This window comes from Nonomuraea rhodomycinica (assembly GCF_013363995.1).
Classification (GTDB): Bacteria; Actinomycetota; Actinomycetes; order Streptosporangiales; family Streptosporangiaceae; genus Nonomuraea; species Nonomuraea rhodomycinica.
The window spans coordinates 73,475-89,706 of the sequence record NZ_JABWGO010000002.1 but is presented as its reverse complement, the minus strand read 5'-3'; the positions used below and the strand labels follow the sequence as shown (position 1 = coordinate 89,706).

General features: G+C 73.1%; 14 protein-coding genes. 4 read left to right on the top strand and 10 right to left on the bottom strand.

Annotated features, from left to right (window positions below):
- Positions 1-49: 49 nt before the first annotated feature.
- The 8 genes from HT134_RS11545 to arfA form a co-directional block, all read right to left on the bottom strand.
- Positions 50-412, bottom strand: a complete 363-nt coding sequence (locus tag HT134_RS11545; protein ID WP_175600361.1) for an ArsC/Spx/MgsR family protein — start codon at positions 410-412, stop codon at positions 50-52.
- A 121-nt stretch (positions 413-533) separates the two neighbouring features.
- Entirely contained in the window at positions 534-842 is a 309-nt protein-coding gene (locus HT134_RS11540) for a MiAMP1 family antimicrobial peptide (RefSeq protein ID WP_175600360.1), read from the bottom strand.
- Positions 843-976: 134 nt separating this feature from the next.
- Entirely contained in the window at positions 977-2,782 is a 1,806-nt protein-coding gene (gene malQ, locus HT134_RS11535) for a 4-alpha-glucanotransferase (protein ID WP_217707785.1), read from the bottom strand.
- Between the two features lie 134 nt (positions 2,783-2,916).
- Positions 2,917-4,647 carry a malto-oligosyltrehalose trehalohydrolase gene (gene treZ, locus HT134_RS11530; protein WP_175600359.1) on the bottom strand — a complete coding sequence of 577 codons (1,731 nt, stop codon included), beginning with the start codon at positions 4,645-4,647 and terminating at the stop codon, positions 2,917-2,919.
- A gap of 88 nt (positions 4,648-4,735) precedes the next feature.
- Complete coding sequence (locus tag HT134_RS11525) at positions 4,736-5,572, bottom strand: carbohydrate ABC transporter permease (protein ID WP_175600358.1); 837 nt, start codon at positions 5,570-5,572, stop codon at positions 4,736-4,738.
- Entirely contained in the window at positions 5,569-6,501 is a 933-nt protein-coding gene (locus tag HT134_RS45450; protein WP_217707784.1) for a carbohydrate ABC transporter permease, read from the bottom strand. Before HT134_RS45450 ends, HT134_RS11525 begins: the two co-directional genes overlap by 4 nt.
- Positions 6,498-7,838, bottom strand: coding sequence for an ABC transporter substrate-binding protein (locus HT134_RS11515; protein WP_175600357.1), 1,341 nt, complete (start codon positions 7,836-7,838; stop codon positions 6,498-6,500). The genes HT134_RS45450 and HT134_RS11515 overlap by 4 nt, the downstream gene beginning before the upstream one ends.
- 4 nt (positions 7,839-7,842) lie before the next feature.
- Entirely contained in the window at positions 7,843-9,348 is a 1,506-nt protein-coding gene (arfA, locus tag HT134_RS11510; protein ID WP_175600356.1) for an arabinosylfuranosidase ArfA, read from the bottom strand.
- 133 nt (positions 9,349-9,481) lie between these two features.
- On the opposite strand from arfA, the gene HT134_RS11505 reads away from it, so the two are divergent.
- Positions 9,482-10,507, top strand: a complete 1,026-nt coding sequence (locus tag HT134_RS11505; protein WP_175600355.1) for a LacI family DNA-binding transcriptional regulator — start codon at positions 9,482-9,484, stop codon at positions 10,505-10,507.
- Positions 10,508-10,561: 54 nt separating this feature from the next.
- Here the strand turns inward: HT134_RS11505 and HT134_RS11500 are convergent, their stop codons facing one another.
- Both HT134_RS11500 and HT134_RS11495 read right to left on the bottom strand, forming a co-directional pair.
- On the bottom strand, positions 10,562-12,298 hold the full coding sequence (locus HT134_RS11500; protein ID WP_175600354.1) for a glycerol-3-phosphate dehydrogenase/oxidase: 1,737 nt from the start codon (positions 12,296-12,298) through the stop codon (positions 10,562-10,564).
- A gap of 116 nt (positions 12,299-12,414) precedes the next feature.
- Entirely contained in the window at positions 12,415-13,185 is a 771-nt protein-coding gene (locus HT134_RS11495) for a DeoR/GlpR family DNA-binding transcription regulator (RefSeq protein ID WP_175600353.1), read from the bottom strand.
- A gap of 133 nt (positions 13,186-13,318) precedes the next feature.
- On the opposite strand from HT134_RS11495, the gene HT134_RS11490 reads away from it, so the two are divergent.
- The 3 genes from HT134_RS11490 to HT134_RS11480 are packed head-to-tail and all read left to right on the top strand — an operon-like array spanning position 13,319 to position 16,229.
- Entirely contained in the window at positions 13,319-14,191 is an 873-nt protein-coding gene (locus HT134_RS11490) for an SIS domain-containing protein (protein WP_175600352.1), read from the top strand.
- Positions 14,188-15,321, top strand: coding sequence for an N-acetylglucosamine-6-phosphate deacetylase (nagA, locus tag HT134_RS11485; protein ID WP_175600351.1), 1,134 nt, complete (start codon positions 14,188-14,190; stop codon positions 15,319-15,321). Before HT134_RS11490 ends, nagA begins: the two co-directional genes overlap by 4 nt.
- A complete protein-coding gene (locus HT134_RS11480) occupies positions 15,321-16,229 on the top strand; it encodes a 1-phosphofructokinase family hexose kinase (RefSeq protein WP_175600350.1) in 909 nt (302 codons plus the stop codon). Before nagA ends, HT134_RS11480 begins: the two co-directional genes overlap by 1 nt.
- The last annotated feature ends 3 nt before the right edge of the window (positions 16,230-16,232 follow it).

Sequence of the window (16,232 nt, the reverse complement as noted above, 5' to 3'; positions counted from 1 at the left end):
GGAAAGCCAGAGCTCCGGGCCTTCCCGAGCTCCCTCCGGGCATTCCGGCTCAGGGGCGGCCGAGGGCGGCGCGGACGGCCTCGGGGGTGCGGGCCACGGTGGCCGTGCCGTCGTCGGCGGTGATGATCGGACGCTGGATCAGCACGGGGTGCTCGGCCAGCGCCTCGATCCAGCGCTGGCGGGACCGCGGGTCGCGGGGCCAGCCGGCCAGCCCGAGCTCGGCGGCGACGGGCTCGCCGGCGCGGGTGATGTCCCATGGTTCGAGCCCGAGCCGGTCGAGCACCGCGGCCAGCTCCTCTGCCGTCGGCGGCTCTTCGAGGTAGTGCCGGACGGTGTAGTCGGCGTTCTCGGCGTCCAGCACGGACAGCGCGGAGCGGCACTTGGAGCACTGCGGGTTGATCCAGATCTCCATACGGCTCGCTCCGTCTCGGCGCCGGCGGTCGCAGCCGAGGATACCGGGCCCGCCGCCGCGACACGGGCGGGCGCCCGCCGGGTGGGGTCCGGCGGGCGCCCTGTTCCTCCCGGAAGGAAAGTCAGCAGACGATGAAGATGCTCTGCCAGCCCACGGGGGTGCGCTGCTCGGCGTTGCGGTCGGCGGCGAGCTCGAAGTGCATCACGCCCTGCGCGTTGGGCTGGTTGTACATGCGGCCGCTCTGGCCGTCGCCGTACCACTTGTAGGACCCGTGGTAGTGGATGTTGGACGGCCCGCAGGCGTCGATGAACTGCTGCCGGCCGGTGAAGCCGGGGCCTTCGTAGGCGATGTACTGCGAGGCGTAGGCGGCGCTGCCCATGACCGCGACCATGGCGGCCGCGAGCACGGGGACGAGGGCGATTCTCTTCACGATGATCCTCCCGATGCGACTCGGCGTGTCACGCTGAGTATTGACACTGTAACGCTACGCACATGGCGTGCGCAAGGATCACCACCGGGGGCGCCAAGAAGGTAACGCGCTGGTCAGAGCTGCCGACCGGGCCCTCAGGCCGGCGGGGGCGCCTTGACAGGAGGGGCGGCGACCTGCTCGGGTGGAGCGGGCTCGTCTCCCGTGGAGGCGATCGCCCCGGACAGGATCTCCGCCAGCCGGCGCGCCAGCGGACCGCGTTCCAGCTCCTCCAGCGGGGCCGGCAGCGCCATGCACCAGTTGGGGCGCAGGTCGTCGGCGCCCGGGATGTTCGGCCGCTCCGGCTCGGCCAGGGCGTCGTCCAGCGTGGCCGTCAACAGCAGCGCGGGAGCCCTGGCCAGCACCTGGTAGGCGGCGAGCACGGCGTCCGCGCCACCGGCTCCGGCGGCCAGGCCGCCGCTCTCGGCGAGCCTGCGTCGCACCGCCTCGGTGCTCTCCTCGTTCGGATGGAGCCCCAGGCGTCGCTGGGCGGCCAGGTCGCCGCCGTCCCACAGGCCGGCGACCGTCGGCAGGTCGTGCGTGGTGACCGCGGCCATCGCCTGCTCCGGCCAGGCGGCGGGGTCGGCGTCCTCGAACCAGAGCAGCCGGTAGGACAGCATGCCGCGGCCGGCGAGCGTCTCCCGCACGCCCGGCTCCACCGTTCCGAGATCCTCGCCGATCACCATGGCGCGGGCCCGGTGGCTCTCCAGGGCGACGATGTCGAGGAGGTCGTCGGCCGGACAGCGGACGTAGGCCCCCTGGCCGGCGCCCGCGCCGGACGGGATCCACCACAGGCGGAACAGGCCCATGACGTGGTCGATGCGCAGGCCCCCGGCCGAGGCGATCGTGGCCCGGATGCTCTCGACGACCGGCCGGTATCCGGCCTCGCGCAGCTTCCACGGCACGAACGGCGGCAGCCCCCAGTCCTGACCCGCGGTGTTGAACTCGTCGGCCGGCGCCCCGATGCTGACGTCCTGGGCGAGCAGGTCCTGCCAGGACCAGGCGTCGGCGCCGTCGGGATCGACCCCGACGGGCAGATCCTGGATGACCGGCATCCCCGCGGTGGCCGCGGCCAGTTGCCGATCGGTGAGCCACTGCAGCCAGGCGTGGAAGCGGATCCGCTCGGCGTGCTCGCGCGCGAAACGGCCCACCGCCGGGCCGTCCGGGCGACGGTACTCCGCCGGCCAGCTCCGCCACCTCGGGCCGTGCCGTTCGGCCAGCACGCACCAGGTGGCGAACTCCTCCAGCCCCGGGCCCTGCCCGGCCAGCCACGCCTCGAACTCCGCACCGGGGCGGGAGCGCCGCCAGATCTTCTCCAGCAGTCCCGACTTCAGCCGCCACACCTCGTCACGGTCGATCAGCCGGCGCTCGTTGAGCTCGCGCCCGCGCGCCGCCGCCTCGGCGAGGTCGACGCCGGCCTCGGCGGCTCCGGGCACGTCCTCCGGCCGCAGGTAGAGCGGGCTGCGGAAGCGGCGGCTGGCGGGGAAGTACGGGCTCGGCTGGACGGGGGTGACGGGGGCCGTGGCGTGCAGGGGGTTGACCAGCAGGAATCCGGCCCCGCACTCCTCGGCCGACCAGCGGGCGAGCCGCCGGAGGTCGGCCAGGTCCCCCATGCCCCAGCTCTCGCGTGAGCGGGCGGCGTACAGCTGCGCCGTCCATCCCCAGGCCCGGCGCGCCGGCAGGTGGCACCGGCCGGGGCTGACGACGAGCCGGTGAGCGGTCTCGTCGCCGGCCGCGCCGCAGCAGGTGATAGCCGAAGGGGAGGTCGGGCGGGAGGACGTCCTCCACCCGCAGCTCGGTGCCGTCCTCCAGGACGAGGTCCGCCGGACCGACCCGGTCGCCCCGCCGCCGCACCAGCGTCCCAGGACCTCGCCCCCCGTCCACGGACACCCCCGCGGGGTCACCGGGAGCGGCCCCGGCGTGCGGCGGTGTCCCGATCGCCGCACGCAGCGCCGTGACGGTCTGGCGCGAGACCTCGCGGCGGCGGCCGTCGGCGTCGTCGTAGTGGTGCTCGATCCCCCATGCGTCGGCCATCGTCTCAGTCCTTCAGGATCGCCACGGTGTCCGGCGGCAGGGTCAGGTCCTTCCCGCGCAGCGCGACTCCCGAGGCGGAGGCGGCCAGAAGCTCTCCGTGTCCGGGGACGGGCACGGTCCGCGCCGTCGCGCCGAGGTTGACCGCCACCAGGACCGGTCCCCTCGCCACGGTGAGCAGCCCGGTGTCCTCGTCGTGGTCCGTCCGGACGCGCTCCAGCCGGCCGTCGGAGAGCGCCGGGATCCGCCGCCGCAGCGCTATCAGCTCCCGATGCCAGGCCAGCAGCCCGGCCTGGGCCTCCTTGTCGCGCTCGCTCCAGTCCAGCCGGGACCGCTCGAAGGTGGCGGGGTCCTGCGGGTCCGGGACCTGCTCGGGCTCCCAGCCGAACGCCGCGAACTCCCGGCGGCGGCCCTCGCTGACGGCCCTGCCCAGCTCGGGGTCCTCGTGGTCGGTGAAGTACTGGAAAGGGGTGGTGGCGCCCCACTCCTCGCCCTGGAAGAGCATCGGCACGAACGGGGCGGTGAGCAGCAGGGCGGCGGCGATCCGCAGGCGGCCCTCGCTCATCAGCACGGAGCTGCGCTCGCCCCTCGCCCGGTTGCCGACCTGGTCGTGGTTCTGCGCGCACACCACGAACCGGTGCCCGGACAGCCCCGCCGGGGACCGGCCGTGCGCCCGGCCGCGGTGCGGCGACCACGCGCCGTCGTACACCCATGCCTGCCGCAGGGCCTTGGCCAGCAGCCCGAGGGGGCCGAAGTCGGTGTAGTAGCCGCTCCGCTCGCCGGTCAGCGTGGCGTGCAGGGCATGGTGCCACTCGTCGGCCCAGGCCGCGTCGAGGCCGTACCCGCCGGCCTCGCGCGAGCGCACGAACCGGGGGTCGTTCAGGTCGCTCTCGGCGATGAGGAACAGCGGGCGGCGCACGTGCGCGGCCAGTTCCGCGACCTCCTCGGCCAGCCGCTCCAGGACGTGCACCGCCGAGGTGTCGGCGATCGCGTGCACGGCGTCCAGGCGCAGCCCGTCACAGTGGTAGTCACGCAACCACATGAGGGCGTTGTCGACGACCAGCGCGCGCACCTCGTCGCTGCCGGGGCCGTCGAAGTTGACCGCGTCGCCCCAGTTGGTGCTGTGGCGGCCGGTGAAGTAGGGCCCGAACTCCGGAAGGTAGTTGCCCGAGGGACCCAGATGGTTGTAGACGACGTCCAGCACCACGCCGAGCCCGTGCGCGTGGCAGGCGTCCACCAGGCGTTTGAGGCCGTCCGGCCCGCCGTAGGCGTGGTGGGGGGCGAACAGGGCGACCCCGTCGTACCCCCAGCCGCGGCGGCCCGGGAACTCGGCCACCGGCATCAGCTCGATCGCGTCGACGCCCAACTCCACGAGGTGCGGCAGGCGCTCGATCGCACCGTCGAAGGTCCCGTCGGGCGAGAAGGTGCCCACGTGCAGCTCGTACAGGACCGCGCCGGGCAGAGGCGTCCCCCGCCAGGTGTCGTCGCTCCATCCGAAGGCCGCGTGGTCGACCAGCCGGGAGGGCCCGTGCGGGCCGTGCGGCTGGCAGGGCGAGCGCGGGTCGGGGCGGGGCGGCCCGCCGTCCAGCGCGTACGCGTAGTCGGTGCCCGGCCCGGCCTCCTCGACCGTACGCTCCCACCATCCGCCGCCGGACCGTCTCATGGGCAGCCGGCGCGCACCGAGCACCAGCTCCACCCGGTCACGGCCAGGGGCCCAGACCCGGAAATCGTGCGCCACCGCTCCCCTCCTCCGTACGGACCGGATCCCTACCCGTTCCGGCGGCGCGCACGCGGAGGCGGCCCGCCGCACGGCGAGCCCGCGGGCGTCACCCCTTGAGCCCGGAGCGGGAGATGCCCTCGATCACCCACCGCTGCGCCACGAGGTAGAGCACCAGCACCGGGACGCTGGCGATCACCGCCCCGGCCATCAGCAGGTCGTAGCGGATACTGTTGGCGCCCTGGAAGTTGCCCAGTCCGGCGGGGAGCGTCAGTGCCTCCGGGCTCAGCAGCACGTAGAGGGGCCACAGGAAGTCGTTCCAGTTGGTGAGGAACGACAGCAGGAACAGCGTGGCGAGCGCCGGTCGCGACAGCGGCAGGGCGATCGAGGTGAAGATCTGCCAGCGGTTGCAGCCGTCCAGCTCGGCGGCCTCCTCCAGCTCCCCCGGGAAGGTGAGGAAGAACTGGCGCAGGAAGAAGACGCCGAAGGCGCCGGCCGCGGCCGGGACGATGACGGCGGGCAGGGTGTCGACCCAGGCCAGCTCGTTGACGATGAGGAAGTTGGGGATCAGCAGCACCACGGGCGGCACGAACAGGGTCGCCACCACCACGGAGAAGACGGCCGTGCGAAGACGGAAGCGCAGGCGGGCCAGCGCGTACGCGGCGGGCGCCGCGGTGACCAGCACCAGCGCGGCATGGCCGGTCGCGGCCAGCAGGCTGTTGAGGAACCAGGTGACCACCGGGCTGTCGGCGCTGGTGAGGATCTCCCGGTAGGCGTCGGTCGTGAACGGGTCGGGCACCCACTGCGGAGTCGTGGACTGGGCCGCCTCACGGGTCTTGACCGAGGTGACCAGCATGTACAGCAGCGGGCTCAGATACAGCGCGGCGATGACCGCGAGCACGAGGTGCAGCAACGCCCGCCGGAGGCTTCTGAGGTCCCTGTTCATCGCTTGTCCCTGTCTCGGAACACGCCGAACACCAGCGCGCTGGCCACCATGAGGAAGGCCGCGAGGACGAAGCTCATCGCGGAAGCCGTCCCCATGTCGAACTGGCGCAGGCCGGTCTCGGCGATGAGGTAGATCGCGGTCTTGGTCTGGTCGGCGGGGGCGCCCGCGGTGATGAGGTAGGACTGGCCGAACATGTTGGCGGAGGCCAGGATCGTGGCGTTGACCACGAACACCATGACGGGCCGCAGGCCGGGCAGCGTGACGGCGCGGAAGCGCCGCCAGGCGCCGGCGCCGTCGACCATCGCGGCCTCGTGCAGCTCGCGGGGGATGTCCTGCAGCCCGGCCAGGAAGATGACCGCGTTGAGGCCCAGCGTCCACCACACGGTCACGCCGACGAGCGCGATCCACGCCGGTGGGACGTCGGTCGTCCACTGGACGTCCAGCCCCAGGTAGTGGTTGACCAGGCCGATGTTGCCGTCGAGCAGGTAGCGCCACAGCAGGCCGACCACGGCGACGCCGAGGACGTAGGGCGCGAAGTAGACGGCCCGGTAGACGTTGCGCCCCTTGAACCGGCCGTTCATCAGCAGTGCCACGAGCAGCGGCAGGACGATGAGGATGGGCACCGACGCCACGGTGAAGACGCCGGTGGCCCGCATCGCGAGCCAGAAGCGGGATCCGTCGACGCTGCCCGGGTCGAACAGGTCGGCGTAGTTGGCCAGCCCCACGAACGGCTTGGCCGGCAGGTTGATGTCCCATTCGTGGAGGGAGGTCCACAGGCCGAACCCGATGGGCACGAGCATGAACACCGTGAACAGCGCCAGGTAGGGAGCCAGGAAGGCGTACGGGGTCCACCACCGCATCCGGCTGGCCGCGCGGGCGGGGACGGCCTGCTCGGCCGCCCCCGGCGCGCGGGTGAGGGCGTCGTTCACCGCCCGTACTTCCGCTTGTTGTCGGCGAGCAGTTTGTCGGCGGTCGCCACGCCTTCCTTCAGCGCGTCGGCGGGGGCGGCCTGCTTGAGCACGGCCTTGGCCACGGCGAGCTCCAGCGCCTTGCTCTGCACGTCGCCCACGCCCGGCAAGGCGGGCAGGAAGTGGAAGGCGCTCAGGTCGGCGGCCAGCTTGACCTGGGGCAGCTCGGCGACCTCGGGCGCCTGCCGGGCCGAGTTGCGGGCGGGGATCATGCCCGCCTTGGCCCACTCGGTGGACTGGCGGCTCATGTGGTCGATGAAGACCTTGGCCGCCTGGACCTTGTTCGCGTCCCGGCCGGCCTGCGCGGTCAGCACGAAGTTGTGGGAGGCGCTCCACACCGCGGGGCTGCCGCCGATGGCCGGGACGGGAGCGAGGTTCCACTTCAGGGACGGCGCGTTCGTCCTGAGATCGTTGATCTGCCAGATCCCGTCCCAGGTGAGGCTGACCTTGTCGTTCTTGAAGGCGGCGTACTGGCTGTCGATGGCGACCTTGGCGGGGCTGTAGCCCTTGTCGATCTGTTCCACCATCCAGCTCAGCGCCTGCACGCCCTGCTCGGAGCCCCAGAGCGCCCTGGTGCCGTCCTCGCTGTACAGCTCGCCGCCGTGCTGCCACAGCAGGCTCATGAACATCAGGTGCGCGGGCCACTTGTTGGGCATCCAGAAGGGGGCGGCGATGCCCGCCTTCTTCAGCTCGGCCAATGCCTCCTCGTAGGCGGCCCTGTCGGCGGGCGCCTCCTTCAGCCCGATCTTCTCCAGATGCGCGGTGTTGTAGTAGTCGCCGAGGCAGTGCACGTCGAGCGGCACGCTGTAGCGCTTGCCGGCGTAGCTGCCCGCCTTCCACACGGCCGGGATGAAGTCGTCCTCGGTGAGCCGCAGCGCGCCCACGACGTCGTCGATGGGGATGAGCACCTGCCGGACCGCGAAGGTGCCGATCCAGTCGTTGTGGATGATCGCCACGTCAGGGCCCTTGCCGGCGGCGATGGCCGTGGGCATGGCGGGATAGAGGTCCTCCCACCGGCGGGTGACGTTGCGCACCTCGATCCGGCCGGCGAACCGCTGGTTGAAGCCGTCGAGCATGGTCCGCATGTGCGGGCCGTCGCCGCCGGTGAAGCCGTTCCAGTACTCCAGGGTGACCTTGGGGCCGGTGTACTCGCCGCCGGTGAAGGCCGGCGCGGCGGGCGTCGGCGTGCCTGAGCCGGCGCCCAGCCGGGTGCCGCCGCCGCAGGCGGCCAGCGCGGTGGTGAGGCCGGCCGCTCCGGTGAGCCCCAGGAAGGCGCGGCGGGACAGGGGGTTGGTCATGGCCTTACTCCTTAGCGGCGAAACGGACCAGGGTCCAGGAGGTGGGAGGGAGGGTGAGGGTCGCCGCGCCGTCCTGGAACGTCAGGCCGGAACCGGGACGGGGTGTCACACGGTACGGGTCGGTGGCGGTGTTGCGCGCGGAAGGGTCGGCGTCGGCCAGCTCCAGGTGCTGCACCGGGGTGAGGCCCCGCGGGAGGGTGACCTCCAGCGCGCAGGGCCCGCGCCGGTCACGGTTGACCACGAACAGCGCCAGCTCGCCGCTGTCCGGGTCGTGCGTGGCCGTCGCGTCCACCACGGGCGCCTCGCCGTACTTGGCGGTCGGGATCGTCGGGGAGTCGGGTTCCACGCGCAGCACCTGGCCGCGCGCATGACGGGCGGTGAGGGCGAACGGGTGGAAGACGGTCTGCCGCCAGGCCGGCCCGCCCGGCTCGGTCATGATGGGCGCGATCACGTTGGCCAGCTGGGCCTGGCAGGCGACGCCCACCCGGTCGCAGTTGCGGAGCAGGGTGATGAGCAGGCTGCCGACCACGACCGCGTCGGTGACGTCGTAGCAGTCCTCGATCAACCGGGGGTGCCGGGCCCACTCCAGCGACGACTCCCCGCCGAAGCGGCTCTGGTACCAGACGTTCCACTCGTCGAAGGACAGCTTGATCCGCTTACGGCTGCGCAGCCGGGCGGCCACGTGGTCGGCGGTCGCGGCGATGGACCGGATCATGTGCTCCATGTCCGCGGCGCTGGCCAGGAAGGAGTCGACGTCGCCGTCGGAGGGGTCGTAGTAGGCGTGCAGCGAGATGTAGTCGACCAGGTCGTAGGTCTCCTCCAGGACCTCGGCCTCCCACGCGCCGAACGTGGGGATGGTGCTGTTGGAGCTGCCGCAGGCGACCAGGGCGAGGGAGGGGTCGAACCGCTTGAGCGCCCGCGCGGTCTCGGCGGCGAGCCTGCCGTACTCGCCGGCCGTCTTGTGCCCCATCTGCCAGGGCCCGTCGAGCTCGTTGCCCAGGCACCACAGGCGGATGTCGTGCGGCTTGTCCACCCCGTGGGCGCGGCGCAGCTCGGCCAGGCGGGTGCCGCCCGGGTAGGTCGCGTACTCCACCAGGCGCAGGGCCTCGGCGACCCCGCGCGTGCCGAGGTTGACGGCCATCATCGGCTCCACGCCGGCCTTGGCGGCCCAGGCCATGAACTCGTTGAGCCCGAAGGTGTTGTCCTCGATGCTGCGCCAGGCCAGGTCGAGCGTGGTGGGGCGCTGATCGACCGGGCCGACGCCGTCCTCCCACCGGTAGTTGGAGACGAAGTTGCCGCCCGGGTAGCGGACGAGCGTGACGCCGAGCTCGCGGACGAGCTCCAGGACGTCGGCGCGGAAACCGTCGGCGTCCGCGCTCGGATGACCCGGTTCGAAGATCCCGGTGTACACGCAGCGGCCCATGTGCTCGACGAACGAGCCGAACAGCCGCGGCTCGACCGGCGCGATCCGGAAGGCTGGGTCGAGGGTGAGACGAGCTCGGGTCGTCAAGGAGCTGTCCTCTTCTGTGCGTCGGAACAACGTTGCTGAGGTTTCTACAACGTTGTTCCAACGTTGTAAACAGGTGGCGGATCGCCGATACCGGGGCGTTACGATCGGACTCCGACACCGAGAGGGGACTTCGATGGGAGTGAGCCTGCGCGACGTGGCGCAACTGGCCGGCGTGTCGGTGAAGACCGTCTCCAACGTGGTCAACGGCTACGCCCACGTCTCGGCCGCCACCCGTACCAAGGTGGAGCAGGCGCTGTCCCAGCTCGGCTACCAGCCCAACCTGTCGGCCCGCAACCTGCGGCTGGGACGCACCGGCGTCATCGCCCTCGCGCTGCCGGAGCTCGACGCCCCCTACTTCGCCGAACTGTCCCGATCGATCATCAAGGTCGCGGCCGAGCACCGCTGGCTGGTGATCATCGAGCAGACCGACGGCAGCCTCGCCAGGGAGCGGGAGGTTCTCGACGGGGTACGCGACCACCGCGTCGACGGGCTCATCTTCAGTCCCATCGCCATCGGCGCCGACGAGCTGGCCGCGCGCACCGACGACACCTCACTGGTCCTGCTCGGCGAACGCATCTACGACGGCCCCGCCGACCACGTCGCCATCGACAACGTCCGCGCGGCCCGCGACATCACCGAACACCTGATCGGCCTCGGCCGCCGGCGGGTCGCGGCCCTCGGAGTGCAGGACTCGTCCGTCAGCGGCACCGCCCCGTTGCGGCTGGCCGGGTACCGCGAGGCGATGGCCGCGCACGGGCTGCCGGAGTCGACCGCCGAGGTCGAGCGGTACCACCGGGCCGAGGGAGCCTCGGCCATGGCCCGGCTCCTGCGCTCGCCCTCACCGCCGGACGCCGTCTTCTGCTTCAACGACCTGCTCGCCCTCGGGGCCATGCGGACCGTGCTGGCGGTCGGCCTGCGAGTGCCGGAGGACATCGCGCTCGCCGGGCTCGACGACATCGAGGACGGACGCTACAGCACCCCCACCCTGACCACGGTGGCGCCCGACAAGGCCCAGCTCGCCCGCATGGCGGTCGACCTGCTGAAGCTCCGGATCGACGGACGCTCCGACCGTCCGCCGCGAGAGGTCCGGGCGGACTACCGGCTCATGGTGCGGGAGTCCACGGTCGGCCGCGCCCCCACCGGCGAACGCCCGTCGTAGCGCGCCTCGGGCTTCGGCGACGGCACGAGCGGATCCCGGGAACCGGAGGGCGCCTCAAGGACGTTCCGGGGTCACGACCGGGACGATCTCGGGGGCGCCCAGCCGGATCGCGTCGGCCTCCTGGTCGGTGTCCTGCTCCTGGGAGAGGCGTTCGGCCTCCACCCGCTTGGTGTAGTACTCGACCTCCGCCTTGACCTGCTCCGCGTCCCAGCCGAGCGGCCCGGCCATCAGCTCGGCCGCCTCCTGGGCGACGGCCTGGCCCCGGTGGAACGTCTCGATGGAGATGCGGGTGCGGCGGGTCAGCACGTCGTTCAGGTGCCGGGCGCCCTCGTGGGTGGCGGCGTAGACGATCTCGGCGCGCAGGTAGTCGTCGGCGCCGTTCAGCGGCCTGGCCAGCGTCCGGTCCTCCCGGATCAGCTCCAGCACCTCGTCGATCAGTGAGCCGTACCGCTGCAGGAGGTGCTCGATGCGGGCCACGTGCAGGCCGGAGTCGTGGGCGATGCGGTGGCGGGAGTTCCACAGCGCCTGGTAGCCCTCGGCGCCGGCGAGCGGGATGCGGTCGGTGCACGACGACGGGACGCGCTGGTCGAGGCCGTGCGCCACGGCGTCCACGGCGTCCTTGGCCATGACCCGGTACGTCGTGTACTTCCCTCCGGCGATCATCACCAGCCCCGGCACCGGGTGGGCGACGACGTGCTCGCGCGACAGCTTCGAGGTCTCGTCGGACTCGCCCGACAGCAGGGGGCGCAGCCCCGCGTAGACGCCCTCGACGTCGTCGCGGGTCAGCGGCACCGACAGGACCTCGTTGACGTGGTCGAGCAGGTAGTCGATGTCGGTGCGGGAGGCGGCCGGGTGGCTCTTGTCGAGGGTCCACTCGGTGTCGGTGGTGCCGACGATCCAGTGGCGGCCCCACGGGATGACGAACAGCACCGACTTCTCGGTGCGCAGGATGATGCCGGTGTAGGAGTGGATGCGGTCGCGCGGCACCACCAGGTGGATGCCCTTGGAGGCACGAACGTGGATCTGCCCCCGGCCGCCGACCAGCTCCTGGATGTCGTCGGTCCACACGCCGGTGGCGTTGACGACCTGCTGGGCGCGGATCTCGAACTCGTCGCCGCTCTCCAGGTCGCACACCCGCACCCCGGTCACCCGCTCGCCCTCGCGCAGGAACCCGACGACCTGGGCGCGCGGCGCGACGTGCGCGCCGTAGGAGGCGGCCGTGCGCAGCAGCGTCATCACGTAGCGGGCGTCGTCGACCTGGGCGTCCCAGTACTGCACGGCCCCGGTGAACGCGGACTTGCGCAGCGCGGGCGCCAGCCGCAGCGCCCGGGAGCGGGACAGGTGCCGGTGCCCCGGCACGCCCCGGGTGAGGCCCGAGGCGAACCCCAGCGTGTCGTAGAGCGCGACCCCGGCCCCCACGTACGGCCGCTCCCACGCGAAGTGGGTCAGCGGGAAGAGGAACGGCACGGGCCGCACCAGGTGCGGCGCGATGCGCTGGAGCAGCAGGGACCGCTCCTGCAACGCCTCGCGGACGAGCTCGAAGTTGAGCTGCTCCAGATAGCGCAGCCCGCCGTGGATCAGCTTGGAGGAGCGGGAGGAGGTGCCGGATGCGAAGTCGCGCGCCTCCACCACCCCGACGTCGAGGCCCCGGGTGGCGGCGTCGAGCGCCACGCCCGCGCCGACCACGCCGCCTCCCACCACGACGACGTCCAGCTCCTCGGCGCTCATCCGGGCCAGCGCCGCCGTCCGCTCGGCGGGCCCCAGCCGGGCCTCGCCCCTTCCCGCCGTCATAACACTCCCTGGGTACGGGGGTTCGTCCGCTTGCGCTCCCATACCTACCCGTCGGCCGAACGGCATGTAACGCCGGGGGTGTCGCCCTCGCCACATCGGGGCGCGCATCGGAGCGGTCAGGCGCGCACCACTTTGACGCCCGCCTCGGTGAGCCGGGCGGCCTCCTCGTCGGGGAGCCGGTCGTCGGTGACGAGCGTGTCGATCTCGCCGATGGGGCAGATCCGGGAGAACGCCCGGCGGCCCACCTTGGAGGCGTCGGCCACGGCCACCACGTGCTGGGCGCGGCTGATGAGCAGGTGGTTGACGCTCGCCTCGCCCTCGTGGTGGGCCGAGGCCCCGAGCTCCACGTCGATGGCGTCGACGCCGAGGAAGGCCACGTCGAGCGTCACCTGCTCCAGCACGCCGGAGGCGAGCGGGCCGATCAGCTCGTACGACTGCTGGCGCGCCACGCCGCCGGTGACGACGATCTTGACGTGCCGGCGGACGGTCAGCTCCGAGGCGATGTTGAGCGCGTTGGTGACGACCGTGAACCCCGACTCCAGCGCGGGGCTGATGGCGAGCGCGCGGGCCAGCTCGGAGGTGGTGGTGCCGCCGTTCATGCCGACCACCGACCCGGCGGAGACCAGCCCGGCGGCGGCCGCGGCGATGCGGTGCTTCTCGTCGGCGTGCCGGGCCGTCTTGTAGCGCAGCGGCAGGTCGTAGCTGACGCTCTGGGCGACGGCGCCGCCCCGCGTGCGCATGAGCATCTGCTGCTGGGCGAGCTGGTCGAAGTCGCGCCGGATGGTCGCCGCGGAGACGTCGAGCGCCTGCGCGGCCTCCTCGACGGACAGGCGGCCCTCCTGAGCGAGCAGCTCAAGAATGGCGTTCCACCGGTCGTATCGGGACACGCTCGCCTCCTCAGGGCTCCGTCGGCTGCCAGCCTGGCACACCCAGGAGCGGGGCAGCCACCTCTGCACAATTGTGCTCTTTTCTGCTATAAAAAGCACAGGAACAAGCAAACTCCGCACCGGGAGGTAACTGGTGACCACCCACACCGAAGCCGAGATCGCCTCCCAGCCGGAGTGCTGGCGCCGCGCCGTCTCCGACGTGCCGGCGGGGGCGCTGCCCGTCCCCGGCGAGCGCGTCGCCGTCGTCGGCTGCGGCACCTCGTGGTTCGTCGCCATGGCGTACGCGGCCCTGCGCGAGCGCGCCGGGCAGGGCGAGACCGACGCGTTCGCCGCCTCCGAGGCGCCCACGGGCCGCCGCTACGACCGGGTCCTCGCGCTGAGCCGTTCCGGCACCACGACCGAGGTCCTGGAGTACCTGGCCCGGACCGGCTCGCCCACCACGGCCGTCACCGCCGACCCCGACACCCCGATCATGGCCGCCGCCGGCCAGGTCATCGTGCTCGACTACGCCGACGAGCGCTCCGTCGTGCAGACCCGCTTCGCCACCACCCAGCTCGCCATGCTGCGCGCCAGCCTCGGCGAGGACCTCGGCCCGGCCATCGCCGACGCCGAGCACGTGCTGGCCGCGCCGCTCGATCCGGCGCTGGTGGAGGCCGAGCAGTTCAGCTTCCTCGGCACCGGCTGGTCGGTGGGCCTCGCGCAGGAGGCCGCGCTGAAGATGCGCGAGGCGTCGCGCTCCTGGACCGAGGCGTACCCGGCGATGGAGTACCGGCACGGCCCGATCAGCATCGCCGGGCCGGGCCGCGTCACCTGGATGCTCGGCAAGGCCCCCGAGGGGCTGCGCGAGCAGGTGGAGGCCACCGGCGGCACGTTCTTCGAGAGCGGGCTCGACCCGATGGCCGAGCTGATCCGCGCCCAGCGCGTCGCGGTCGCCCGGGCCGCCGCCCGCGGTCTCGACCCCGACGAGCCGTTGCACCTCACGCGATCTGTGATCCTTTCCTCATGAGCCTCACTCTCGCCGACGCCCGCGTCGTCACCCCCGAAGGCGTCCACGACGGCTGGCTGACCATCGAGGACGGCCGCATCACGCACGTCGGCCAGGGCCGCGCGCCGCGCGCCGGTCACAGCCTGCGCGGCCGGTACGTCGTCCCGGGCTTCGTCGACATCCACAACCACGGCGGCGCCCGCGGCTCCTTCCCCACCGGGGACCAGGACGCCGCGCGGGCCGCCGTGGAGCTGCACCGGCGACACGGCACCACCACCATGGTCGCCAGCCTGGTCACCGCCACGGTGCCCGCGCTGGAGGCCGCGGCGGCGTCGCTGGCCGACCTGTGCGACGACGGCCTGCTGGCCGGCCTGCACTTCGAGGGCCCGTACATCTCCGCGGCCCGCTGCGGCGCGCACGACCCCGCGCTGCTGCGCGAGCCGTCGCCGGGCGAATTCGAGCGGCTGGTGAGGGCCGGCCGCGGCCACGTCCGCATGCTGACGATCGCCGCGGAGCTGCCGGGCGCCCTCGACACCATCCGCGCGGCCCGCGAGCACGGCGTGATCGCGGCGCTCGGCCACAGCGACGCCACCTACGAGCAGACCCTCGACGGCATCGAGGCGGGCGCCACCGTGGCCACCCACCTCTACAACGCGATGCCGCCGCTCGGCCACCGCGCCCCCGGCCCGGTCGCCGCGCTCCTGCAGGACGAGCGGGTCACGGTCGAGCTGGTCAACGACGGCGTCCACGTGCATCCGGCGATGGTCCGGCTGGCCTGCTCTGCGGCGGGCCCGCACCGCACGGCGCTGATCACCGACGCGATGGCGGCGGCCGGGGCCGGCGACGGCGCGTACGTGCTCGGCGCGCTGCGGGTGACCGTGTCCGGCGGCGTGGCCCGGCTGACCGAGGGCGGCTCCATCGCGGGCAGCACGCTGACCATGGACGCCGCCTTCCGGCGCGCCGTCCAGGAGGTGGGCCTGACGCTGCCCGAGGCGGCCGTGACGGCCTCGCTCACCCCGGCCCGCGTGCTCGGCCTCGACGACACGATCGGCTCGATCGCCGCCGGCAAGGCCGCCGACCTGGTCGTCCTCACGGACGAGCTGGAGGTGGCCGGCGTGATGCGGCGCGGCGCCTGGGTCACGGAGCCCTGATGATCCTCACCGTGACGCTCAACGCCGCCCTCGACGTCACCTACCAGGTGCCCGAGATCGACTGGACCGGGGTCAACCGGGTCCGCTCCGTGCACCGGCGGGCCGGCGGCAAGGGCGTCAACGTCGCCCGCGTGCTGCACGGCCTCGGCCGGGAGGTGCTGGTCACCGGTCTGGCCGGCGGCCCCGTCGGCCGCGCCATCGAGGCCGACCTGGAGGCCGCCGGGCTGCCCCGGGCGCTGGTCCCGATCGCCGCCGAGTCCCGGACGACGCTGGCCGTCGCGGGCGGGGGCGGCGGGGCCGCGCTGTTCAACGAGCCCGGCCCGGAGGTGTCGGAGGCGGAGCTGCGGGAGTTCGGCCGCGTGTACGCGTCGCTGCTGGAGCGCGCCGAGGCCGTCGTCATCTCGGGCAGCCTGCCCCGGGGCGTGCCGGCCGGCACGTACGCGGAGCTGGCGGCGCTGGCCGCCGAGCACGGGGTGCCGGCGATCGTCGACGCCGACGGCGCGGCGCTGCGGCACGCGCCCGTCGGGCGTCCCGCCATCGTCAAGCCCAACGCCGAGGAACTGGCCCGCGCCGTGCCGCCGCACGGCCACCCGGTCGAGGGGGCCGAGCACCTGCGGGCCCGCGGGGCCGAGTCCGTGGTCGTCTCGCTCGGCGAGGAGGGCCTGTACGCGGTCACGCCGGAGGGGACGTTCCGGGCCCGCATGCCGTACCGGGTGGAGGGCAACCCGACGGGCGCCGGCGACTCGCTCGTGGCCGGGCTCGCGCTCGGCCTGGTCGAGGGCGCCGCGTGGCCCGAACGCCTGCGCACGGCCGCGGCGCTCGGCGCGGCGGCCGTGGCCGCCCCGGTGGCCGGCGACTTCGACCGCGACGTCTACGCCCGGACGCACCCGCTCATCGAGATCACCTGAGCC

Excerpts from the sequence above, each read along its gene's own strand:
- HT134_RS11500 (WP_175600354.1), bottom strand. The coding sequence starts at position 12,298 with ATGACGGCGGGAAGGGGCGAGGCCCGGCTGGGGCCCGCCGAGCGGACG.
- nagA (WP_175600351.1), top strand. The coding sequence starts at position 14,188 with ATGAGCCTCACTCTCGCCGACGCCCGCGTCGTCACCCCCGAAGGCGTC.
- HT134_RS11525 (WP_175600358.1), bottom strand. The coding sequence starts at position 5,572 with ATGAACAGGGACCTCAGAAGCCTCCGGCGGGCGTTGCTGCACCTCGTG.
- HT134_RS11515 (WP_175600357.1), bottom strand. The coding sequence starts at position 7,838 with ATGACCAACCCCCTGTCCCGCCGCGCCTTCCTGGGGCTCACCGGAGCG.
- HT134_RS11505 (WP_175600355.1), top strand. The coding sequence starts at position 9,482 with ATGGGAGTGAGCCTGCGCGACGTGGCGCAACTGGCCGGCGTGTCGGTG.
- HT134_RS11545 (WP_175600361.1), bottom strand. The coding sequence starts at position 412 with ATGGAGATCTGGATCAACCCGCAGTGCTCCAAGTGCCGCTCCGCGCTG.
- HT134_RS11480 (WP_175600350.1), top strand. The coding sequence starts at position 15,321 with ATGATCCTCACCGTGACGCTCAACGCCGCCCTCGACGTCACCTACCAG.